The organism is Bartonella rattaustraliani AUST/NH4 (assembly GCF_000312565.1).
In the GTDB taxonomy this organism is placed as follows: Bacteria; Pseudomonadota; Alphaproteobacteria; order Rhizobiales; family Rhizobiaceae; genus Bartonella; species Bartonella rattaustraliani.
Map to the genome: position 1 here is coordinate 1 of NZ_CALW02000094.1, position 16783 is coordinate 16783.

Genomic DNA, 16783 nt, shown 5'->3' on the forward strand with positions numbered 1-16783 from the left:
TTGGTATGAGAGTAAAATTACAGAAGAAAGGAGAAAAAATCCTTTCATGAACTGCCTTCATGCAAGGGCTGTCGCAATACTATGATTTAGTAAAGAGAATGATAGGGTCGGTTTGTCCTTTTATAAGGTGGTGCGCAATGGAGTTTATTCGTATACAAGACTTATTGTGATACAATTCAAGCAACAGCGCCATGAAATGGGCTTAGGGGCTCTAAGACATGTCTCTTAAAAAAAAGCCCGTGAACATTCAATACGGTAGCGTTTTGTTTTACGTGAAGGTCATGACTCCATTATCTAGACTTAATAATAAATGCTCGCTTATCATATTTTTTTAATTAAACTGGATTTATTTTAGTTTATAGACTTCCTCATCCGTTGGGAAAGCACGAGAGGTGACGTCTTCTGCATAATTCTTGATCGCAGTCTCCATCGCCTGTTCAAGAGCACCATAACGGCGCACAAATTTTGGTACATAAGCACCATAACCTAACATATCTTCCATAACCAATACCTGTCCATCACACTGATTGGAAGCACCAATACCAATGGTTGGAATAGAAAGTTTTTCTGTCAGCTTCACCGCTAAAGGTTCTACAACTCCTTCCACAACAACAGAAAAAGCACCCGCCTCTTCAATTGCCGCTCCATCGGCTTCAATTCTTTGCCAATCACCCTCCTTGCGCCCTTGTGTTTTAAAACCACCTAAATGATTCACCGCTTGTGGCGTAAGACCAATATGCGCCATAACTGGAATACCGCGCTTACACAAGAAGTTAATCGTCTCTGCCATAGAAACACCACCTTCAAGCTTCACTGCACCACATCCTGTTTGTGCAAGAATACGCGACGCATTAGCAAAAGCTTGTTCTGGACTTTTTTCATAAGATCCAAAAGGCATATCAACAACCACAAGAGCCCTCTTAGACCCACGAACGACCGCCTGCCCGTGCAAAATCATCATATCTAAACTTACAGGAAGCGTTGTCTCAAATCCATACACAACCATACCAAGGCTATCACCTACCAAAAGAAAATCACAATAAGGATCAGCAATTCGTGCAGTATAAGCCTGATAAGCTGTTAAAGAAACAATCGGCTTTTGTCCTTTTCTTGATCGTATTTCAGAAGTGGTTATACGCTTTATCGTTTTATGTACACTCATTTTCAATTTTCTCTTTTCTCTTGTAATATATATTGATCAATAAGCTTCACCTCACCAAAACGAACAGTGAGAAGTAAAACTGCAGGTTTTTCTAATTTTCCTTTCGCCACACATAAAGTTTCCATATCCCGTAAATCAATTGATTCAATGCGTGCACGTGACTCTTTTCGTAAAATATCGCGAACAATTTTGCATAATTTACCAACCGAACGTTCACCTTCATGATAAAGCTTTTCAGCAGCCCAACCACTTTCAGGAATTATTTTGGCAGCTTTACGATCTTCTAATGTCAAAAGTTGATTACGTGAAGAACGTGCAACACCATCTTCTTCACGAGAAATAGGGACTCCAATAATTTCAATGGGAAAAGCCAAATCTTTTACCATACGCCGAATAATCGAAATTTGTTGAAAATCCTTTTCCCCAAAAAAAGCCTTATCTGGCTGAACAATATTAAAAAGCTTAGCAACGACACTGGTCACACCACAAAAATGCCCTGGACGCAATCTCCCCATCAAAATACGTGATAATTTTTCTACCTTTACAATGGTCTCATTTCCTGGTGGCCACATTTCTTCTACAGAAGGTGCAAAAACATATTCAACGTCCGCTTTTTTTAATAATGCACAATCGCCCATTAAATCTCTTGGATATTTATCAAAATCTTCATGGGGACCAAATTGCTTTGGATTAACAAAAATAGAAACCACACTTCGATCACACATTACTCTTGATTTTTGTACCAATGCAAGATGACCATCATGTAATGCCCCCATGGTGGGAACAAAACCAATTGAAAGACCTAAACGTTTTTCTTCTGTAATATATTGGCGTACTTCCGCAATCGTTTTTAAGATTTGCATCTTCACATTCTCATCATGATTGATCAAATTAACGCTTGTATACGAAACTGCCGTTCAAACAATTGTATCAAATTTATGCGCACCGAGGGCTGTTTGATATCTCGTGGTTCCCAAACATGGCGCATTAAAAAAAAGCCTGTTAAAATAAAACCATTTATTATGTCACTAAAATCTCCAGGACGAATCGTTCGTTGCACAAGAAACTGTGGTAAGGTTAAAAGCTTTTCTTTCCAAGGACGCCCTGCTTCCTCACATATAGCCCGCCCCGATTTTGGTGAAACATAACAAAGCCCTTCTTGACGCCCTGTTACAGCACAATGAGATAAATCAAGCCCAAAACCAAGCTCTTCAAGAAGCCGCATTTCAAAACGTACAAGCAATTCTGCAATGACAGAGCATTCATCAAAATTCTGCATAAAAAGATATAACATATCATATAAAAGAGGATGTGGATCACGCTCAGGAAGAAGACGCAAATGAAACGCCATCACCTGCAAAGCATAAAGTGCTTCTGGTAAAACAATTAATCGCGCTGCATGTAAATCAAGTGCTTCAAGCCGAAAAAGCCCTAAATGTTCATCTAGACGGGCCCACCATTCAGCTTCAACAAAATTTCCAGGTTGAAGAAGAGCAGCCATGCGACGCGAACGCCCCCCTTTTACGACCCCCATATGACGGCCATGCTGACGTGTCATAATTTCAAGAATAACATTCGTTTCGCCATGTTGGCGCGTACCAAGGATAATGGCTTGTTCCTTCCATTTCATCTAATTTAAAAAATCCAATCCCATTTCACGATAACGTTCTGGATCACTATCCCAATTGTCACGCACCTTTACAAAAAGAAAAAGATGAACCTTCTGGTTCATAATTTCCATTAATTCTTTCCGTGCTGTTCGACCAATCACTTTGATTGTCTCACCTTTTGCTCCTAAAACAATTTTTTTCTGACTCTCACGCTCTACATAAATCACTTGATTAATTTTCACTGAACCATCTGAACGCTCTTCCCAGTTTTCTGTTTCAACGGTTGAGGAATAAGGGAGTTCATCATGAAGGCGAAGAAAAAGCTTTTCGCGCGTAACTTCAGCAGCAAGATGACGCATGGGCATATCCGAAATTTGGTCTTCTGGATAGTACCATGGCCCCTCCTGCATCATGGAACTCAACGCATGAAGCAAATCTTGACAGCCAGAACCGTTTAGAGCAGAAATCATAAATGTCTGCACAAACTTTACACGTTCATTAATCTTTGCGGTTAAAGCTAAAAGAGACTCTTTCGCAACTGTATCAATTTTATTAAGGACAAGAATTTTATCTTGTTTAACATTTTTTACAATGTCTAACATGGCATAAACATCATCCGAAAGCCCATTTTGAACATCAATCAAAACAAGCAAGACATCAGCACTCTTAGCGCTTCCCCACGCAGCCGACACCATCGCACGTTCTAATCGTTTGTGAGGATGAAAAACACCTGGAGTATCAATCAACACAATTTGCGTATTATCATGCATGACAATACCACGGATCAAAGTTCGTGTTGTTTGTACCTTATGGGTTACAATTGAAACCTTCTCTCCAACTAACCGATTCACCAATGTGGATTTACCAGCATTAGGCATTCCAATCAGCACAACAAAACCAGAACGCGTTTTTATAACGTCATCCATGACTACTCTTTCTCATTGCTTCCCATACACCTTCTCGTCGTAAAATTTTTTCAGCCGCCATTCTTTCAGCATATCTTTTAGAACTGCCCTGCCCAGTTTCTGGTGCAAAACCAGAAACGCTTACTTCTACCATAAAAATAGGATCATGATCTGGACCAGAACGCTTTATAACCCGATAATGCGGTTGTACATTGCCCTGTATATGCGCCCATTCCTGTAACTCTGTCTTAGCATCACGTCGATCAGCATCCATTTGTTTTGCCCGACTTTGCCAATATTTTTGAATAAAAGGCCGAACACTTTCCAAGCCTCCATCAAGATATATGACAGCAATCAAAGCCTCTACCACATCTGCATGCATATTGATAAGACGGCGCCCCTCAAAGTTTCTCATCTCAAAACCAACATGGATCATTTCAGCCAAACCCATTTCTCGCGCGATTTCGGCACATGTGTGTGCATTTACCAGACCGTTTAGGCGCACAGATAACTCACCTTCACTTGCCTGTGGAAAAAATTGATACAGCATTTCTGCAATCAAAAGCCCTAGAACGCGATCACCTAGAAATTCTAGTCGCTCGTAGTTCCCCTGCTCTGAATCTTGTACACTAGAATGCGTTAATGCTCTTTTTAATCTTTCTTCATTTTTAAAACGATGCCCCGTCAACTTCTCAAGTTGATCAATCATTGGACGCTTCATCGTCGTTTCCTTGCTTGATAAGAGGCAAATCATGAACAGTATTGATAAAAGAAAATAAACGCCCCCAACGTACATCAAATGGCCAGCGCCAAATCTGCCAAGCACTTGAACCATTCCGAATAGAGAAAAAAATCATACTTGCCCGCCCAACCAGATTTTCCTCTGGCACATAACCTACACCCAAACGGCTATCATCTGAATTATCACGGTTATCGCCCATCATAAAATAATGCTCGGCCGGAACTTCAAAAACTTCTGTGTCATCAACTTGCGGAATAAAAGCTAAATCAAGCGTATCGTAGCTGACACCATTCAGCATCGTCTCGCGATAAACATTCACCGGATAATTGACTTCCGTTATATCATAATTATCAATCTTTCCCATAAAGCGACGTGGAACCGCCTCATCATTAATATAAAGAACACTTTGACGAACCTGTATACGATCTCCCGGTAGCCCAACAACACGTTTGATATAATCAACTTTTGGATTACTCGGTAAACGAAAAACAACAACATCTCCACGACGAGGTTGAGATGCCCAAATACGGCCCGAAAAAAGAGGCGGTGAAAAAGGCATAGAAAAACGAGAATACCCATATGAATACTTAGAAACAAAAAGATAATCGCCCACCAACAAAGTAGGACGCATGGAACCAGAAGGTATACTAAAAGGCTGAAAAAAAAGTGTTCGAATAACTGCTGCTAAGCACAAAGCTTGTATCAAAACAACAATGAATTCAAAAATTCCACCTTTTTCTTCCTTTTTACGTACTTTCTCTCTCATTATAAACTACCTTCTCATTACGAATATTATTCACTTTTTTATCATAATGTTTCAAAAACAAAAACACAATTTCCCACACTATCCACGCGGCAACGCTTCAATAATGACAAATGCCTGCGCCCACGGGAAATCATCCGTTATGCTTAGATGAATGACATCTTCATAATGAGGAGGCAATAATTTTTGTAATTGTTGTTGCGCACGATCTGTCAGTTTCATGATTGGTTTCCCGGATGGTAAATTGACCACTCCCATGTCTTTCCACCCTACACCATAAGCAATTCCTGTTCCCAAAGCTTTAGCACATGCCTCTTTGGCAGCAAATCTTTTAGCATAAAAAGAAGATCTTTTTTGAAGATTTTCAGATTTTATCTGCTCAATATCGGTAAAAATACGTTGAATAAAATGATCCCCATAACGAACCAAAATTCTCTCAATGCGCCTTATATCGATAAGATCATTTCCAAGACCAACAATCATAAAATATTATCCGATTTTTTTCGCCGCAAATGCTTTTTTTTTATAATCTTTTGATAGCGCTTTTGTTGAAAACGAGCAATTGCTCTATAAACACCTATATAAGATAAACCGCCCAAAACAAAGCCCAAAAGGGTACTACCTAAGATCATTGGTCTCATGATCGAATCCCATGCGCCTTTAAAAAGTAGAGATATATTTGACAATTCTAATCCACTGAACAGAGCGCGAATCTGTGAAAGAGAGATCTCATTGACATTGCTAAAAAGCGATAACAAAAGATAACCTACCTTATAGTCAGCCATAACAATCAATAAAAATGTCAACGGATTAGAAAAAACAGTACCAATAATCGCCGCTGCAAAATTTGCACGCAAGAGCCAAGAAAAAAATATTGCTAAAACGATATGTAGCCCAAAAAGAGGCGAACAAGCTAAAAAAATACCGATAGCAAACCCTAACGCCACTTTATGCGGTGTCGCTGATATACGCAAAATACGCTTATGTATATAAGAAAATGAGCGAGAAAATGAACGACGCGGCCATAAAAGCAACCGAATACGCTTAACAAAATCTGTTGATTCTCTACGACGAAAAAGCATATAACTCTCAATTATGTAGCTTGTGACAATAAAATCCCATAGGATGCAAATTAGTTGCTGAACGTTTTACATAAAAACAAAAAATATAAAAATACCTAAATGTTTCGACTTCCTGGTTTAACAGCTGGAAGCATTGCAAGTTCCGCAGGGAGTGCATCGCTCGCATAAGATGCTACCTCGTATTCGGCAAGAGCAATTAATGGGACACCAACATCAACTTGCCCTCCAGAACGGTCAAGAATACATGCACTTGCTACCACTTCCGCTCCTGCTGCAACAAGAGCCTCAATAGTTTCACGGATAGAAAGACCCGTTGTCACAATATCCTCAACAATCACAACCCGTACGCCCTTCTTAATTTCGAAACGACGCAACTCAAATACACCATTGACACGTTCTACCCACAGAGAAGGAATACCAAGGTGACGTGAAATTTCATACGAAGGAATAAGACCACCAATCGCAGGACCAACCACATAATCAATTTTTCCTTCAACAGATTTTTTGATTTTTTCAGCTAATTCACGGCATAGTTTTTCGGTCAAATCAGCATGCATAAACACTTTTGCCTTCTGCATATAGATAGCGCTATGACGGCCTGATGTTAAAATGAAATGTCCTTCCAAAATAGCATCTGCTTGCTTAAAAATATCAATCACATCTTGTGTATTCATCGAAAAATCTCTCTTTTTCATCCATGAACCCGTTTTACTGTACTCACCGAACCAACCTCTTTTAGCTGAGAAAAAATACGATTTAAATGTTTTAAATCCCAAACCTCCAGATCAATCATAATTTCTGTGAAGTCTGATGCTGTTCGGACAAAAGATAAATTTTGGATATTGGCATCATTGCTAGAAATCACTTGCGTAATTTCTGCCAAAGAACCAGGACTATTGACAACCAAAAGATGGATCCTAGCAGGAAAACGTTCACTCATTTGAGCATCAATATCCCAACGAACATCAATCCATCGCTCTGGCTGATCATCATACGCCATCAAAGCAGAAGACTGTATCGGATAAATCACAATCCCCGCCCCTGGTTGCATAATACCAACGATCCGATCTCCCGGCACTGCTCCTTCTGGAGAAAACCGTACAGGAATATCTCCACCGGTTCCTCGAATAGGTAACGCTTTAGATTGACGTTTTTTCTCTATAGTTGCATCCTTTTCATTTTCCGGAACTTTAAAAATCATTCCTTGAGCATTTTCAATGTTAAACCAACCTTCTTCCCCGGATTTAAAAGAAGACTTTTGGACCACCCGATGATCTTGATAATCAGGATACACTGCTTTCATCACATCAGCTGAAGGTAATTCACCACGCCCAACAGCAGCTAAAACATCTTCCACATCTTTGCGTGCTAAACGTGGCAAAACTTGCTTAAGGATATCTTTTGAAAATTGCTTTCCCATATATTCAAACGAACGCTCAAGTATACGGTACCCCAAACCCGAATATTGCTTACGTACTGCTGCGCGGGTTGCTCTACGAATGGCTGAACGTGCTTTTCCCGTTACAACAAGAAGTTCCCACGCTGCTGGGGGAATTTGCGCTTGTGAACGTATAATATCAACTTCATCACCGTTTTTTAATTTGGTCATAAGAGGCATAATACGCCCATTAATTTTTACCCCCACACAAGAATTACCAATATCGGTATGAACTGCATAAGCAAAATCGATAGGAGTCGCACCTTTTGGAAAGGCAATCAACTGCCCCTTTGGCGTAAAACAAAAAACTTGATCTTGAAAAAGCTCAAGTTTTGTATGTTCTAAAAACTCTTCCGGATTGTCTCCATCAGATAAGGATTGTATGGTTTGACGCAACCATGCATAAGCGTTGGTTTCACTTGATAATTTCGTAGGCGAATAACGAGAGCCGTAGTCTTTATAAATAGAATGTGCAGCGACACCATATTCAGCAACTTCATCCATAACTTCTGTTCTAATTTGTAATTCAACCCGTTGTCTTGAAGGTCCTACAATCGTCGTATGTATAGAACGATAATCATTCTGCTTTGGTATAGAAATATAATCTTTAAAACGACCAGGAACCATTGGCCACGTCGTATGAATAATTCCAAGAGCACGATAACAGTCATTCACTGTTTCAACAATAACACGAAATCCAAAAATATCGGATAACTGTTCAAAAGACAGTGCTTTGTTTTCCATTTTACGAAAGACTGAATAGGACTTTTTCTGACGGCTTTTAACATCCGCTTTAATGCCATTCTTCAAAAAAAGCTTTGTCAATTCATTTTCAATCCTAAAAAGCACATCACGATTGTGCTTCGATAATTCGGAAAGTCGATTCGTAATCGTACGATAACCTTCTGGATTTAAATAAAAGAAAGAGAGATCCTCTAATTCCTCACGCATATCTTGCATACCCATACGACCTGCAAGTGGCGCATAAATATCCATGGTTTCCTCTGCAATTCGCCGCCGCTTGTCATCACGCATAACACCAAGAGTGCGCATATTATGAAGACGATCGGCAAGCTTAACTAATAAAACACGGACATCATCAGAAATAGCAATAAGAAGTTTACGAAGATTCTCTGCTTGCACTGCCTTTTTTGAGACAAGATCAAGCTTATTGAGCTTTGTAAGTCCTTCAACCAACTTACCAATTTCAGATCCAAAAAGCTGATCAATTTCTGCTCGTGTAGCGCTCGTATCTTCAATCGTATCATGCAAAAGAGCAACAGCGATTGTCGCCTCATCCAACCGCATATCTGTCAAAATAGTGGCAACTTCTAAGGGATGAGAAAAATAAAGATCACCCGAAGCACGCTTCTGATGACCATGCTTTCGTAATGCGTAATCATAGGCTCTATTTAATAGTTCCTCATCTACGTCAGACTTGTAACGTTGAACACGCTCAACAAGCTCACACTGACGCATCATTCGAGCATATCCTTATCTTCTCACAAACTAACCTTTAATTGAATAGGAATACTTCATCAATCAAAAACAAGAAAAAACATTCTCACGAACATATCACTCATTCATACACCCATTACCGCAACATCAATCACCGCAATCAATAATCGTCACTTTTCTCTGGAACAACCAAACCTTCTATACCTGCTAAAAGATCTTCTTCCGACATATTGTCAAATGAACTGCCTTCTTCTAATGACGTACCAAAAATACTTTCTGCTTCACCTGAATGTGATATAAATTCTCTTGCCATTTCTGGCTCATCAACTTCCACATGTTTTTGCAACGAATGAATAAGATCTTCTTTCAAATCAGCCGGAGATAATGTCTCTTCTGCTATTTCACGCAGAGCAACGACTGGATTTTTATCATTATCACGATCAACCGTAATCTGTGCACCCTGTGAAATCTGACGTGCCCGATGCCCTGCTAAAAGCACCAACTCAAAGCGGTTATCGACTTTATCAATGCAATCTTCTACCGTTACACGAGCCATTTATGCCTCTTTCTTAAAGGTTTAAAAAAACTTCCTTAGAATATATACAAAAACCACAATAAAACACAAGAAAAACAATACAAGCTCTTCTCTTTTTTTACTCTAAAGAGCTTATTAAAAAAAATCTTGGACTTTTATCCAAAACACATAATATTAAAATCGCTGACCGATACGGCCATAAATAAAAGATTCTCAAAGAAGCAGATTACAACAAACAGAACACATTGTTTATAACGACGAATAAGCATTATAAACCTTCAATCATAGCCTTGAATATTGTAAGATTCTCTTATTTCAAATCTCTTGATGTTAAATCAATTTTTTTCACTTGGCTTTACACACTCAGCGGATTGACATATGAATAAAAACTATAAAAGAAAGGAGGAAAATGCCTCTCATGAACCGCTTTCATGCAAGGGTTATCGCAATCTCATAAGGCGAGTAAATATACTATAAGTTGGTAAAGAGAGAGTGTGTGCCGGCTTGTACTTTTATAAACATGAAGATGGTTGTGTTCAATGGATTTATCGTTATACAATTCACAAACGCTTCCGCGAAATGAGCTTAGAAAAACTCTAAGAGATGTCTCTTTAAAACAAGCCTGTGAACAATGCAACGTAGGTGGCATTCTATTTTGCGCAAGAGTCGTGCCCCATTAAGAAGATACATTTTTCTGATAAAACGTTCCTCTCCTTGAGAGCAACCACTTTCAAAATTTCTCTCAACCATTCCAATTGATTCACAGTCTTTTGCGATACAATAGCCTCACATTCATTGTTGACCATATGCCTATTCATTATCAATGAAAGACCTTATTCCATTAAACAATATACTTCTTAACTTCCCTATTCCTCAAATCAAATACCGTGTGATTTTATTCTTTGCAAAAGAGTTTGCAATCATTTTATGTTAAATGATATTATGAAATCGCTTATTTATGTTCATTATGATTGTTTATAAAGATATAATCCGCCATACACTTCATAGAAAGTAATCCTAAAATTTTTACAACAAAGTGATTAATGCCTCCTCATGAATAGCCAATTAACCTCACTGTGCCCAGAACCACCAAAAAATTGCAATTTATGTCCTCGCTTACACAATTTCATCTCCGACTGGCGTATGAAAGAACCAAGCTGGTATAATGCACCAGTGCGCCCTTTTTTTCCTTATAAAGGTGCTGCGACAACCCGACTTCTTATTGTTGGTCTTGCGCCTGGATTACGCGGAGCAAATCGCACGGGACGCCCGTTTACTGGTGATTATGCTGGACACTTACTTTATTCTACTTTAAAAAAATTTGGCTTTGCCCAAGGTACCTTTGCAGAAAGAGCAGATGATAACCTTGAATTGATTGATGCAGCAATTGTTAACTCAGTGCGTTGTGTTCCGCCGGAAAATAAGCCCACTGGTATAGAAATCAACACTTGTCGATCTTTCTTTTCACCCCTTTTAACAAACCTTCCAAAACTTAAAGCTGTGATCACCCTGGGCACTATTGCACATAATTCAACACTACGCGCCCTCAATGCAAAAATTTTAGCCCACCCTTTTGGACATGGAGAAATCAATAACGTTGGAAGACTACGTATCTTTTCAAGCTATCACTGTTCACGTTATAATACCAATACTGGACGCTTAACAGATGCCATGTTTCATCAGATTTTCGAAGCGGCAAAAGCATATCTGGACCAATGCTAAAGTTTCTTGAGCACCTCAACAATACATTGATTTATAAGAATAATTTGTCGTTATTCACCTTGAATCATAGCCTCGAATACCCATAAGCTTCTCCCCTTTCAAATTTCTTTAATGTTAAAGCAATTTTATTCGCTTGCTTGTACGTCATCAATAGAATTGGTATGTGGATAAAAACGAGTGAGGAAAGAAGGAGAGATACCTCTCATGAACCGCCTTCACGCAAGAGTTGTTGCAATACCCATGTGCTGGTAAAGTGAGTGGTGGTGCCGGCTTTTCACCTTTATAAACATGAAGATGGTGGTGCACAATGGATTTATCATTATACAATTCACGGACGATACCGCGATGGGCTTTGAGGCTTCTCAGAGCTATCTCTTTAAAACAAGCTCGTGAACATGCAACACGGTAGTGCTGTGTTTTGCGTGAAGGTCATAACCCTATATAAAGAACGTGAGAAACAAAAGTGTGGGATAATGCATAACCTTCATTCTCCTAAAGATATTGCTTTAGAGACTTTTGAAAGCCGTAAAGCCGAATTAAAGGATGATGATAAGGATGGGTATTGATTTTTACCTTTACAACTTTATGTACTCCCCAGATGAGGCTGTCTTCCCATTTCAGAAATTACACAAACAGAGATACGCGATACGCTTGCCCCCATATGGCATACAAAAGCTGCAACCGCAGAGAAAGCGCTCATTCGCCTGAATCTTTGTTTTAAATATGCTGCTCCATTGGAATTGGATGTTGATTTACAAGCAACAGCGAAAACACACGCCCTCTTAGATTCCTCAAAAACATATATTCATCCTGTTATCCTTATCTTAAGCCTTGCTTTTTCATGCCCCTAATCACATTTCTTTTCTGTTTTACATTTATCATGAAGCTTTTTCCTACGTGCAAAGACAATTTCCAACTTTTCACCCTCTTTTCATCTTCATAATACGCGCAATCTACAATATTCTGCATCATAATAAACGACAGCAAATACCTGAAAAGATCATGAAGACTTATACACGCAAATGACATGGATATGCAGCATGCGTGCAAGGAATGAGAAGAGCTTCTTTTTTATTAAAAGCAAAAAGGCCGCTAAGATATATTGAAATCTATGTACAACCCCTCCTTTCTTTGCTTTTAAAAATAGACAGATCAACCTTGTTATCCATATCTTTTTAAAAGTCTTGCTTTTTCACGCCCCCAATCACGTTTCTTTTCTGTTTCACGTTTATCATGAAGCTTTTTTCCACGTGCAAGAGCAATTTCTAACTTAGCACGCCCTTTTTCATTAAAGTAAAGTTTAAGGGGGACCAGTGTCATTCCTTCACGAGACGTTGCGTTAAAAAAACGTTTCATCTCACGTTTTGAAATTAATAATTTACGTAAACGACGCGGCTCATGATTAAAACGATTAGCTTGCGTATATTCAGGAATATAGCTGTTTACTAACCATAATTCCCCATTTTCAAAGCTTGCATAACTTTCAGCAATATTTGCATGATTGGAACGCAAAGACTTCACCTCTGCTCCCTGAAGCACAAGACCAGCCTCAAGATTATCGAGAATTTCATAATTAAAACGTGCTTTACGATTGTCGGCAATTATTTTTCGTACTGGCGCGTTCTTTTTCTTGTTCATGGCTTTATTCAATATTATGTTATTCTTTAAAGAAGACCCGCATGGCGTAGTGCCGCATCAATCGTTTTCTTTGTCGTCTCTGCTAATGGAACAATCGGGGAACGAACCTTCTCACCACAAAGCCCTAATTTTGCAGCAGCATATTTAATACCTGCAGGACTTGGTTCAATAAATACGGCGCGATTGAGAGGCATCAAACGATCATTTAATTCTAGCGCCGTCTTATAATCACCACGCAAACAAGCAGCATGAAGCTCTGCACAGAGTTTTGGAGCAACATTGGATGAAACAGAAATACATCCCACACCTCCATGCGCATTAAAACCTAATGCTGTAGAATCATCACCCGAAAGCTGCATAAACTCCTTCCCACATTTTTCTCGCTGTTCACTAGCACGCTCAATTTTGCTTGTTGCATCCTTCACACCAACGATATTTTTAAAATCCCGGCAAAGATCTTTCATTGTACCCACAGTCATATCAATGACAGAACGACCGGGAATATTATAAATTATAATGGGTATAGAAATAGATTTCGCAATGGAAGAATAATGCGTATATAAGCCACGCTGACTAGGTTTGTTATAATAAGGGGTCACCACCAAAACCGCATCTGCACCAGCTTTTTGTGCATGTTGCGCAAGCTCTACAGCCTCACTTGTACTATTTGATCCAGCCCCAGCAATAACAGGAACACGCTTAGCAACCTTCTCAACACATAATTCTACAACCCTCTTATGTTCTTCATGACTTAAAGTTGGTGACTCTCCCGTTGTCCCAACAGGACTTACACCATGAATACCTTGTGCAATTTGCCACTCAATAAAATTGCAGAACGTTGTCTCATCAACAGCACCCTTATCATTAAATGGTGTGATGAGTGCTGTCACAGCTCCCTTGAGCATAGTAAACTCCCTATATATTTTCTTTTTTAAATAGCCTTTATAAATTGCCAAGAATGGAGCATAATCTTGCTCTATCCTTGAAGCAAGATGAATTTCTAGCTCTTATAAAATTTAGCATATGTCTCCTTCATTTCTAAAGATTTCTATAAAGAATCCGCCTCTATTAACCAGTTTTTCATGCTTCTGTTCTAGAAATTTTGCGTGTTTCTGAAAAATAAAGTCTCAAGGCTTTTTCTCTATGCGTGCATTATTTCTCTACTCTTTTTTACAAATCTCTACTGCACTTATAGTGGCAACCACAATTTCATTTTCAAGAGCAGATGCACAAAGCTCGCTTTTGCACAAAACAATCCCCATCCCCTTGGCGCGTCCTGCCCCCCTTGTGATAAAAAAAGAAACCGAACAACCTCTACAAGAGTTCCACACAACATCTCATAGCACACCTACCTCCAAACAACTTAAGGCTGGGCTAGATGCCCTTTCAAACAATGATATTGTAACCACAATAAACCTTCGTAATTCAATGGAAAAGAATAGCCTTGATCGCCATATTTTGACATGGGCTATCGGTATGTCTAACCAAACGAATATACCAAGTTCTGAAATATTTTACGCAATTAATGTGCTAAAAGGATGGCCCGGCATAATCACTATGCAACACAATGCCGAACGTGCTTTTATTAATGAAACCAATTTAGCACAGAAAATTATTCAAAGATTTTCTCATCATCACCCTCTCACTGCAGAAGGTATGGCTCTATTTGCTCAAGCACTTATCGCAACCGGGCAAACAGCCCGTGCTCGACAAATCATCGCACCGTGGTGGTATAAAACGAAGCTCAATGCAAAAGAAGAAGAGCTTGTTCTTAAAAGCGCAGGTGCTGCATTAAAGCCTATCGACCACCTCCAACGCATGCAATTTATGCTTTATGCGTCTCGTTTTGATTCAGCTAAGCGTGTTGCAAAATTAGCACATGCTCAGTCTCTCTGTCATGCTTTTATCGCTGTCGAGAAAAATGATCCTAAAGCGACACAAAAATTACGCGCTGTGAAACAAGCATGGCAAACAAATCCTCTTTTACAATTTGCTCAAATTCGCCATCTTCGGCGAACTGGGCAATATAGTGCAGCCGCAATACTCATGCTGAAAACACCCCGAAAAACGTTACATCTTATGGATCCTCATATATTGTGGATAGAAAGGCGTGCCCTTTCTCGTGAAATGCTTGATTTAAACAAACCTAAAATTGCTTATCAACTCGTTGCAACATACACTGATATGACCTCCTCATTGGCTGTTGATGCTGAATTCCATGCGGGGTGGTATGCATTACGATTTCTTCATAACCCGAAATTGGCAATGCAGCATTTTTCGCGTATTCCCCACTTATCTTCGACACCTCTTTCGGTATCTCGCGGATATTATTGGATGGGAAGAGCTGCAGAAAATCTCGGTGAACATAAAAATGCTCAAAATTATTTTCATCACGCAGCGCATTTTGGTGCAACCTATTATGGCCAATTAGCAGCTTCACGACTTCATCAAAACAAGCTTAAGGTTTTCTTGCCAAAACCAACCCCGACTGAGAGACAACGTTTTAGCGCACGAGAAACTATTAGAGTTATTAAACGCCTTGAGACCGCTGGCTATGCTGATTTTGCTAAATTTTTTTATAGAGAACTGGGAAAAAAAATGAAAAGCCCTGGTGAATTAGCTCTTCTTGCTGTTATGGCAGAAAAAAATGGGGACTATTATACCAGTCTTAAAATCGGAAAAACTGCTGCTTTTCAGGGTAAAAATGTTGGTGCACTGTCCTATCCACTCGGTGCTATACCATCCTCTGCTAAAATTCCTGTAGCAAAAAAAGCACTCATCTATGCAATTGCACGCCAAGAAAGTGAATTTAATCCAACAGCCATATCAAGAGCAGGCGCACAAGGAATACTCCAATTGCTCCCTACAACAGCAAAAACGCTTGCACAAAAATATTCAATCACATGGTCACCCAAAAAACTGGGCAGTGATGCTGGTTATAATGCAACATTAGGTGCCTATTTTCTAAGCGAGCAACTGGAACGTTTTAACGGGTCCTATATCTTAACCCTTATTGGTTACAATGCAGGACCTCGTCGTGTCGATGAATGGATCAAACGTTATGGTGACCCTCGAGGACAATCTCTTGATAAGGTTATCGACTGGATTGAACGTATTCCCTATACAGAAACGCGTAATTATGTGATGCGTGTTATGGAAAATTATGAGGTTTACAAAGCCAGACTTACTGGAAAAGCAGATATAAAAGCTGATCTTCTTTCCGGGGAATAGCAAACTATTGATTTATAAAGATAAATTTTCAGAATTTAATGTACAAACTCCCAATATTGGAAGATTCTCTTAATCACAAACCCTCGCACCTTGAATCAAGAAATATCTCCTGCTTGTCTCGCATAAATGGAATAAGCGTACGGGTAAACAAGCCTGCACCATCGTAATGTTTACCAGCTCAGAGTCTATTTCCCAACTCATTGTGTTACGACAGCTCTTGCATGAAGGCGGTTCATGAGAAACACTTTTCCTCCTTTCTTCTTATAATTTTACCCTCATGCCAATCCCGCTTATGACGTACAAGCAAGCAAAATTGTTTCAACATTCAAAGAGATTGATAAGTATATTTTTGCGAAACATAACTTTTTGTTTTCTTTATATATATTAGAAGTTTGAGATTTCTAAGTTTACGTTTGGGAATAGGATTTTGAATACTATACTCCGTAACCACATTTTGGCTACTCGTTTTAGAGGAAAAGAATCATAGACCCTAGCCC

15 protein-coding genes and 1 pseudogene are annotated in these 16783 nt (G+C 39.2%); 3 read left to right on the forward strand and 13 right to left on the reverse strand.

The window, feature by feature from the left end; translation table 11 throughout:
- Positions 1 to 346 precede the first annotated feature (346 nt).
- From panB to rpoZ, 11 genes are all read right to left on the reverse strand, one after another.
- Positions 347 to 1162 carry a 3-methyl-2-oxobutanoate hydroxymethyltransferase gene (panB, locus tag BN67_RS10770; RefSeq protein ID WP_019224083.1) on the reverse strand — a complete coding sequence of 272 codons (816 nt, stop codon included), beginning with the start codon at positions 1160 to 1162 and terminating at the stop codon, positions 347 to 349.
- A gap of 2 nt (positions 1163 to 1164) precedes the next feature.
- Entirely contained in the window at positions 1165 to 2025 is an 861-nt protein-coding gene (gene panC, locus BN67_RS10775) for a pantoate--beta-alanine ligase (protein WP_026088293.1), read from the reverse strand.
- A 23-nt stretch (positions 2026 to 2048) separates the two neighbouring features.
- A complete protein-coding gene (recO, locus tag BN67_RS10780; protein WP_019224085.1) occupies positions 2049 to 2792 on the reverse strand; it encodes a DNA repair protein RecO in 744 nt (247 codons plus the stop codon).
- Positions 2793 to 3698 (reverse strand): GTPase Era, encoded by a 906-nt coding sequence (gene era, locus BN67_RS10785; RefSeq protein WP_019224086.1) that lies wholly within the window; start codon positions 3696 to 3698, stop codon positions 2793 to 2795.
- Positions 3691 to 4398 (reverse strand): ribonuclease III, encoded by a 708-nt coding sequence (gene rnc / locus BN67_RS10790; protein ID WP_019224087.1) that lies wholly within the window; start codon positions 4396 to 4398, stop codon positions 3691 to 3693. The genes era and rnc overlap by 8 nt, the downstream gene beginning before the upstream one ends.
- Entirely contained in the window at positions 4379 to 5185 is an 807-nt protein-coding gene (lepB, locus tag BN67_RS10795) for a signal peptidase I (protein WP_019224088.1), read from the reverse strand. The genes rnc and lepB overlap by 20 nt, the downstream gene beginning before the upstream one ends.
- Positions 5186 to 5263: 78 nt before the next feature.
- Positions 5264 to 5665 (reverse strand): holo-ACP synthase, encoded by a 402-nt coding sequence (gene acpS / locus BN67_RS10800; RefSeq protein WP_019224089.1) that lies wholly within the window; start codon positions 5663 to 5665, stop codon positions 5264 to 5266.
- Positions 5662 to 6264: a DUF2062 domain-containing protein gene (locus tag BN67_RS10805; RefSeq protein WP_019224090.1), complete on the reverse strand. Its 603-nt coding sequence runs from the start codon at positions 6262 to 6264 to the stop codon at positions 5662 to 5664. The genes acpS and BN67_RS10805 overlap by 4 nt, the downstream gene beginning before the upstream one ends.
- Before the next feature lie 95 nt (positions 6265 to 6359).
- On the reverse strand, positions 6360 to 6938 hold the full coding sequence (gene pyrE, locus BN67_RS10810; protein ID WP_019224091.1) for an orotate phosphoribosyltransferase: 579 nt from the start codon (positions 6936 to 6938) through the stop codon (positions 6360 to 6362).
- A 17-nt stretch (positions 6939 to 6955) separates the two neighbouring features.
- The gene (locus BN67_RS10815) at positions 6956 to 9184 is read right to left on the reverse strand and encodes a RelA/SpoT family protein (protein ID WP_019224092.1); all 2229 of its coding nucleotides are present in this window, start codon (positions 9182 to 9184) and stop codon (positions 6956 to 6958) included.
- Positions 9185 to 9320: 136 nt separating this feature from the next.
- On the reverse strand, positions 9321 to 9716 hold the full coding sequence (rpoZ, locus tag BN67_RS10820; RefSeq protein ID WP_019224093.1) for a DNA-directed RNA polymerase subunit omega: 396 nt from the start codon (positions 9714 to 9716) through the stop codon (positions 9321 to 9323).
- Positions 9717 to 10748: 1032 nt separating this feature from the next.
- On the opposite strand from rpoZ, the gene BN67_RS10830 reads away from it, so the two are divergent.
- Positions 10749 to 11417, forward strand: a complete 669-nt coding sequence (locus BN67_RS10830; protein WP_026088294.1) for a uracil-DNA glycosylase — start codon at positions 10749 to 10751, stop codon at positions 11415 to 11417.
- Between the two features lie 195 nt (positions 11418 to 11612).
- Positions 11613 to 12214 (forward strand): annotated as a pseudogene (locus BN67_RS15125) (phage integrase central domain-containing protein); the annotation flags it as partial.
- Between the two features lie 364 nt (positions 12215 to 12578).
- On the opposite strand, the gene smpB reads toward BN67_RS15125, so the two are convergent.
- Both smpB and dapA read right to left on the reverse strand, forming a co-directional pair.
- Positions 12579 to 13055, reverse strand: coding sequence for an SsrA-binding protein SmpB (gene smpB / locus BN67_RS10845; protein ID WP_019224098.1), 477 nt, complete (start codon positions 13053 to 13055; stop codon positions 12579 to 12581).
- 26 nt (positions 13056 to 13081) lie between these two features.
- Positions 13082 to 13960: a 4-hydroxy-tetrahydrodipicolinate synthase gene (gene dapA / locus BN67_RS10850; protein ID WP_019224099.1), complete on the reverse strand. Its 879-nt coding sequence runs from the start codon at positions 13958 to 13960 to the stop codon at positions 13082 to 13084.
- 238 nt (positions 13961 to 14198) lie between these two features.
- Between dapA and BN67_RS10855 the strand changes: the two genes are divergently transcribed.
- Positions 14199 to 16286 carry a lytic transglycosylase domain-containing protein gene (locus tag BN67_RS10855; RefSeq protein ID WP_019224100.1) on the forward strand — a complete coding sequence of 696 codons (2088 nt, stop codon included), beginning with the start codon at positions 14199 to 14201 and terminating at the stop codon, positions 16284 to 16286.
- The last annotated feature ends 497 nt before the right edge of the window (positions 16287 to 16783 follow it).

Bases quoted from the DNA above. Each gene is read 5' to 3' on its own strand.
- panB (WP_019224083.1), bottom strand. From the start codon at position 1,162: ATGAGTGTACATAAAACGATAAAGCGTATAACCACTTCTGAAATACGA.
- panC (WP_026088293.1), bottom strand. From the start codon at position 2,025: ATGCAAATCTTAAAAACGATTGCGGAAGTACGCCAATATATTACAGAA.
- recO (WP_019224085.1), bottom strand. From the start codon at position 2,792: ATGAAATGGAAGGAACAAGCCATTATCCTTGGTACGCGCCAACATGGC.
- era (WP_019224086.1), bottom strand. From the start codon at position 3,698: ATGGATGACGTTATAAAAACGCGTTCTGGTTTTGTTGTGCTGATTGGA.
- rnc (WP_019224087.1), bottom strand. From the start codon at position 4,398: ATGAAGCGTCCAATGATTGATCAACTTGAGAAGTTGACGGGGCATCGT.
- lepB (WP_019224088.1), bottom strand. From the start codon at position 5,185: ATGAGAGAGAAAGTACGTAAAAAGGAAGAAAAAGGTGGAATTTTTGAA.
- acpS (WP_019224089.1), bottom strand. From the start codon at position 5,665: ATGATTGTTGGTCTTGGAAATGATCTTATCGATATAAGGCGCATTGAG.
- BN67_RS10805 (WP_019224090.1), bottom strand. From the start codon at position 6,264: ATGCTTTTTCGTCGTAGAGAATCAACAGATTTTGTTAAGCGTATTCGG.
- pyrE (WP_019224091.1), bottom strand. From the start codon at position 6,938: ATGAATACACAAGATGTGATTGATATTTTTAAGCAAGCAGATGCTATT.
- BN67_RS10815 (WP_019224092.1), bottom strand. From the start codon at position 9,184: ATGATGCGTCAGTGTGAGCTTGTTGAGCGTGTTCAACGTTACAAGTCT.
- rpoZ (WP_019224093.1), bottom strand. From the start codon at position 9,716: ATGGCTCGTGTAACGGTAGAAGATTGCATTGATAAAGTCGATAACCGC.
- BN67_RS10830 (WP_026088294.1), top strand. From the start codon at position 10,749: ATGAATAGCCAATTAACCTCACTGTGCCCAGAACCACCAAAAAATTGC.
- smpB (WP_019224098.1), bottom strand. From the start codon at position 13,055: ATGAACAAGAAAAAGAACGCGCCAGTACGAAAAATAATTGCCGACAAT.
- dapA (WP_019224099.1), bottom strand. From the start codon at position 13,960: ATGCTCAAGGGAGCTGTGACAGCACTCATCACACCATTTAATGATAAG.
- BN67_RS10855 (WP_019224100.1), top strand. From the start codon at position 14,199: ATGCGTGCATTATTTCTCTACTCTTTTTTACAAATCTCTACTGCACTT.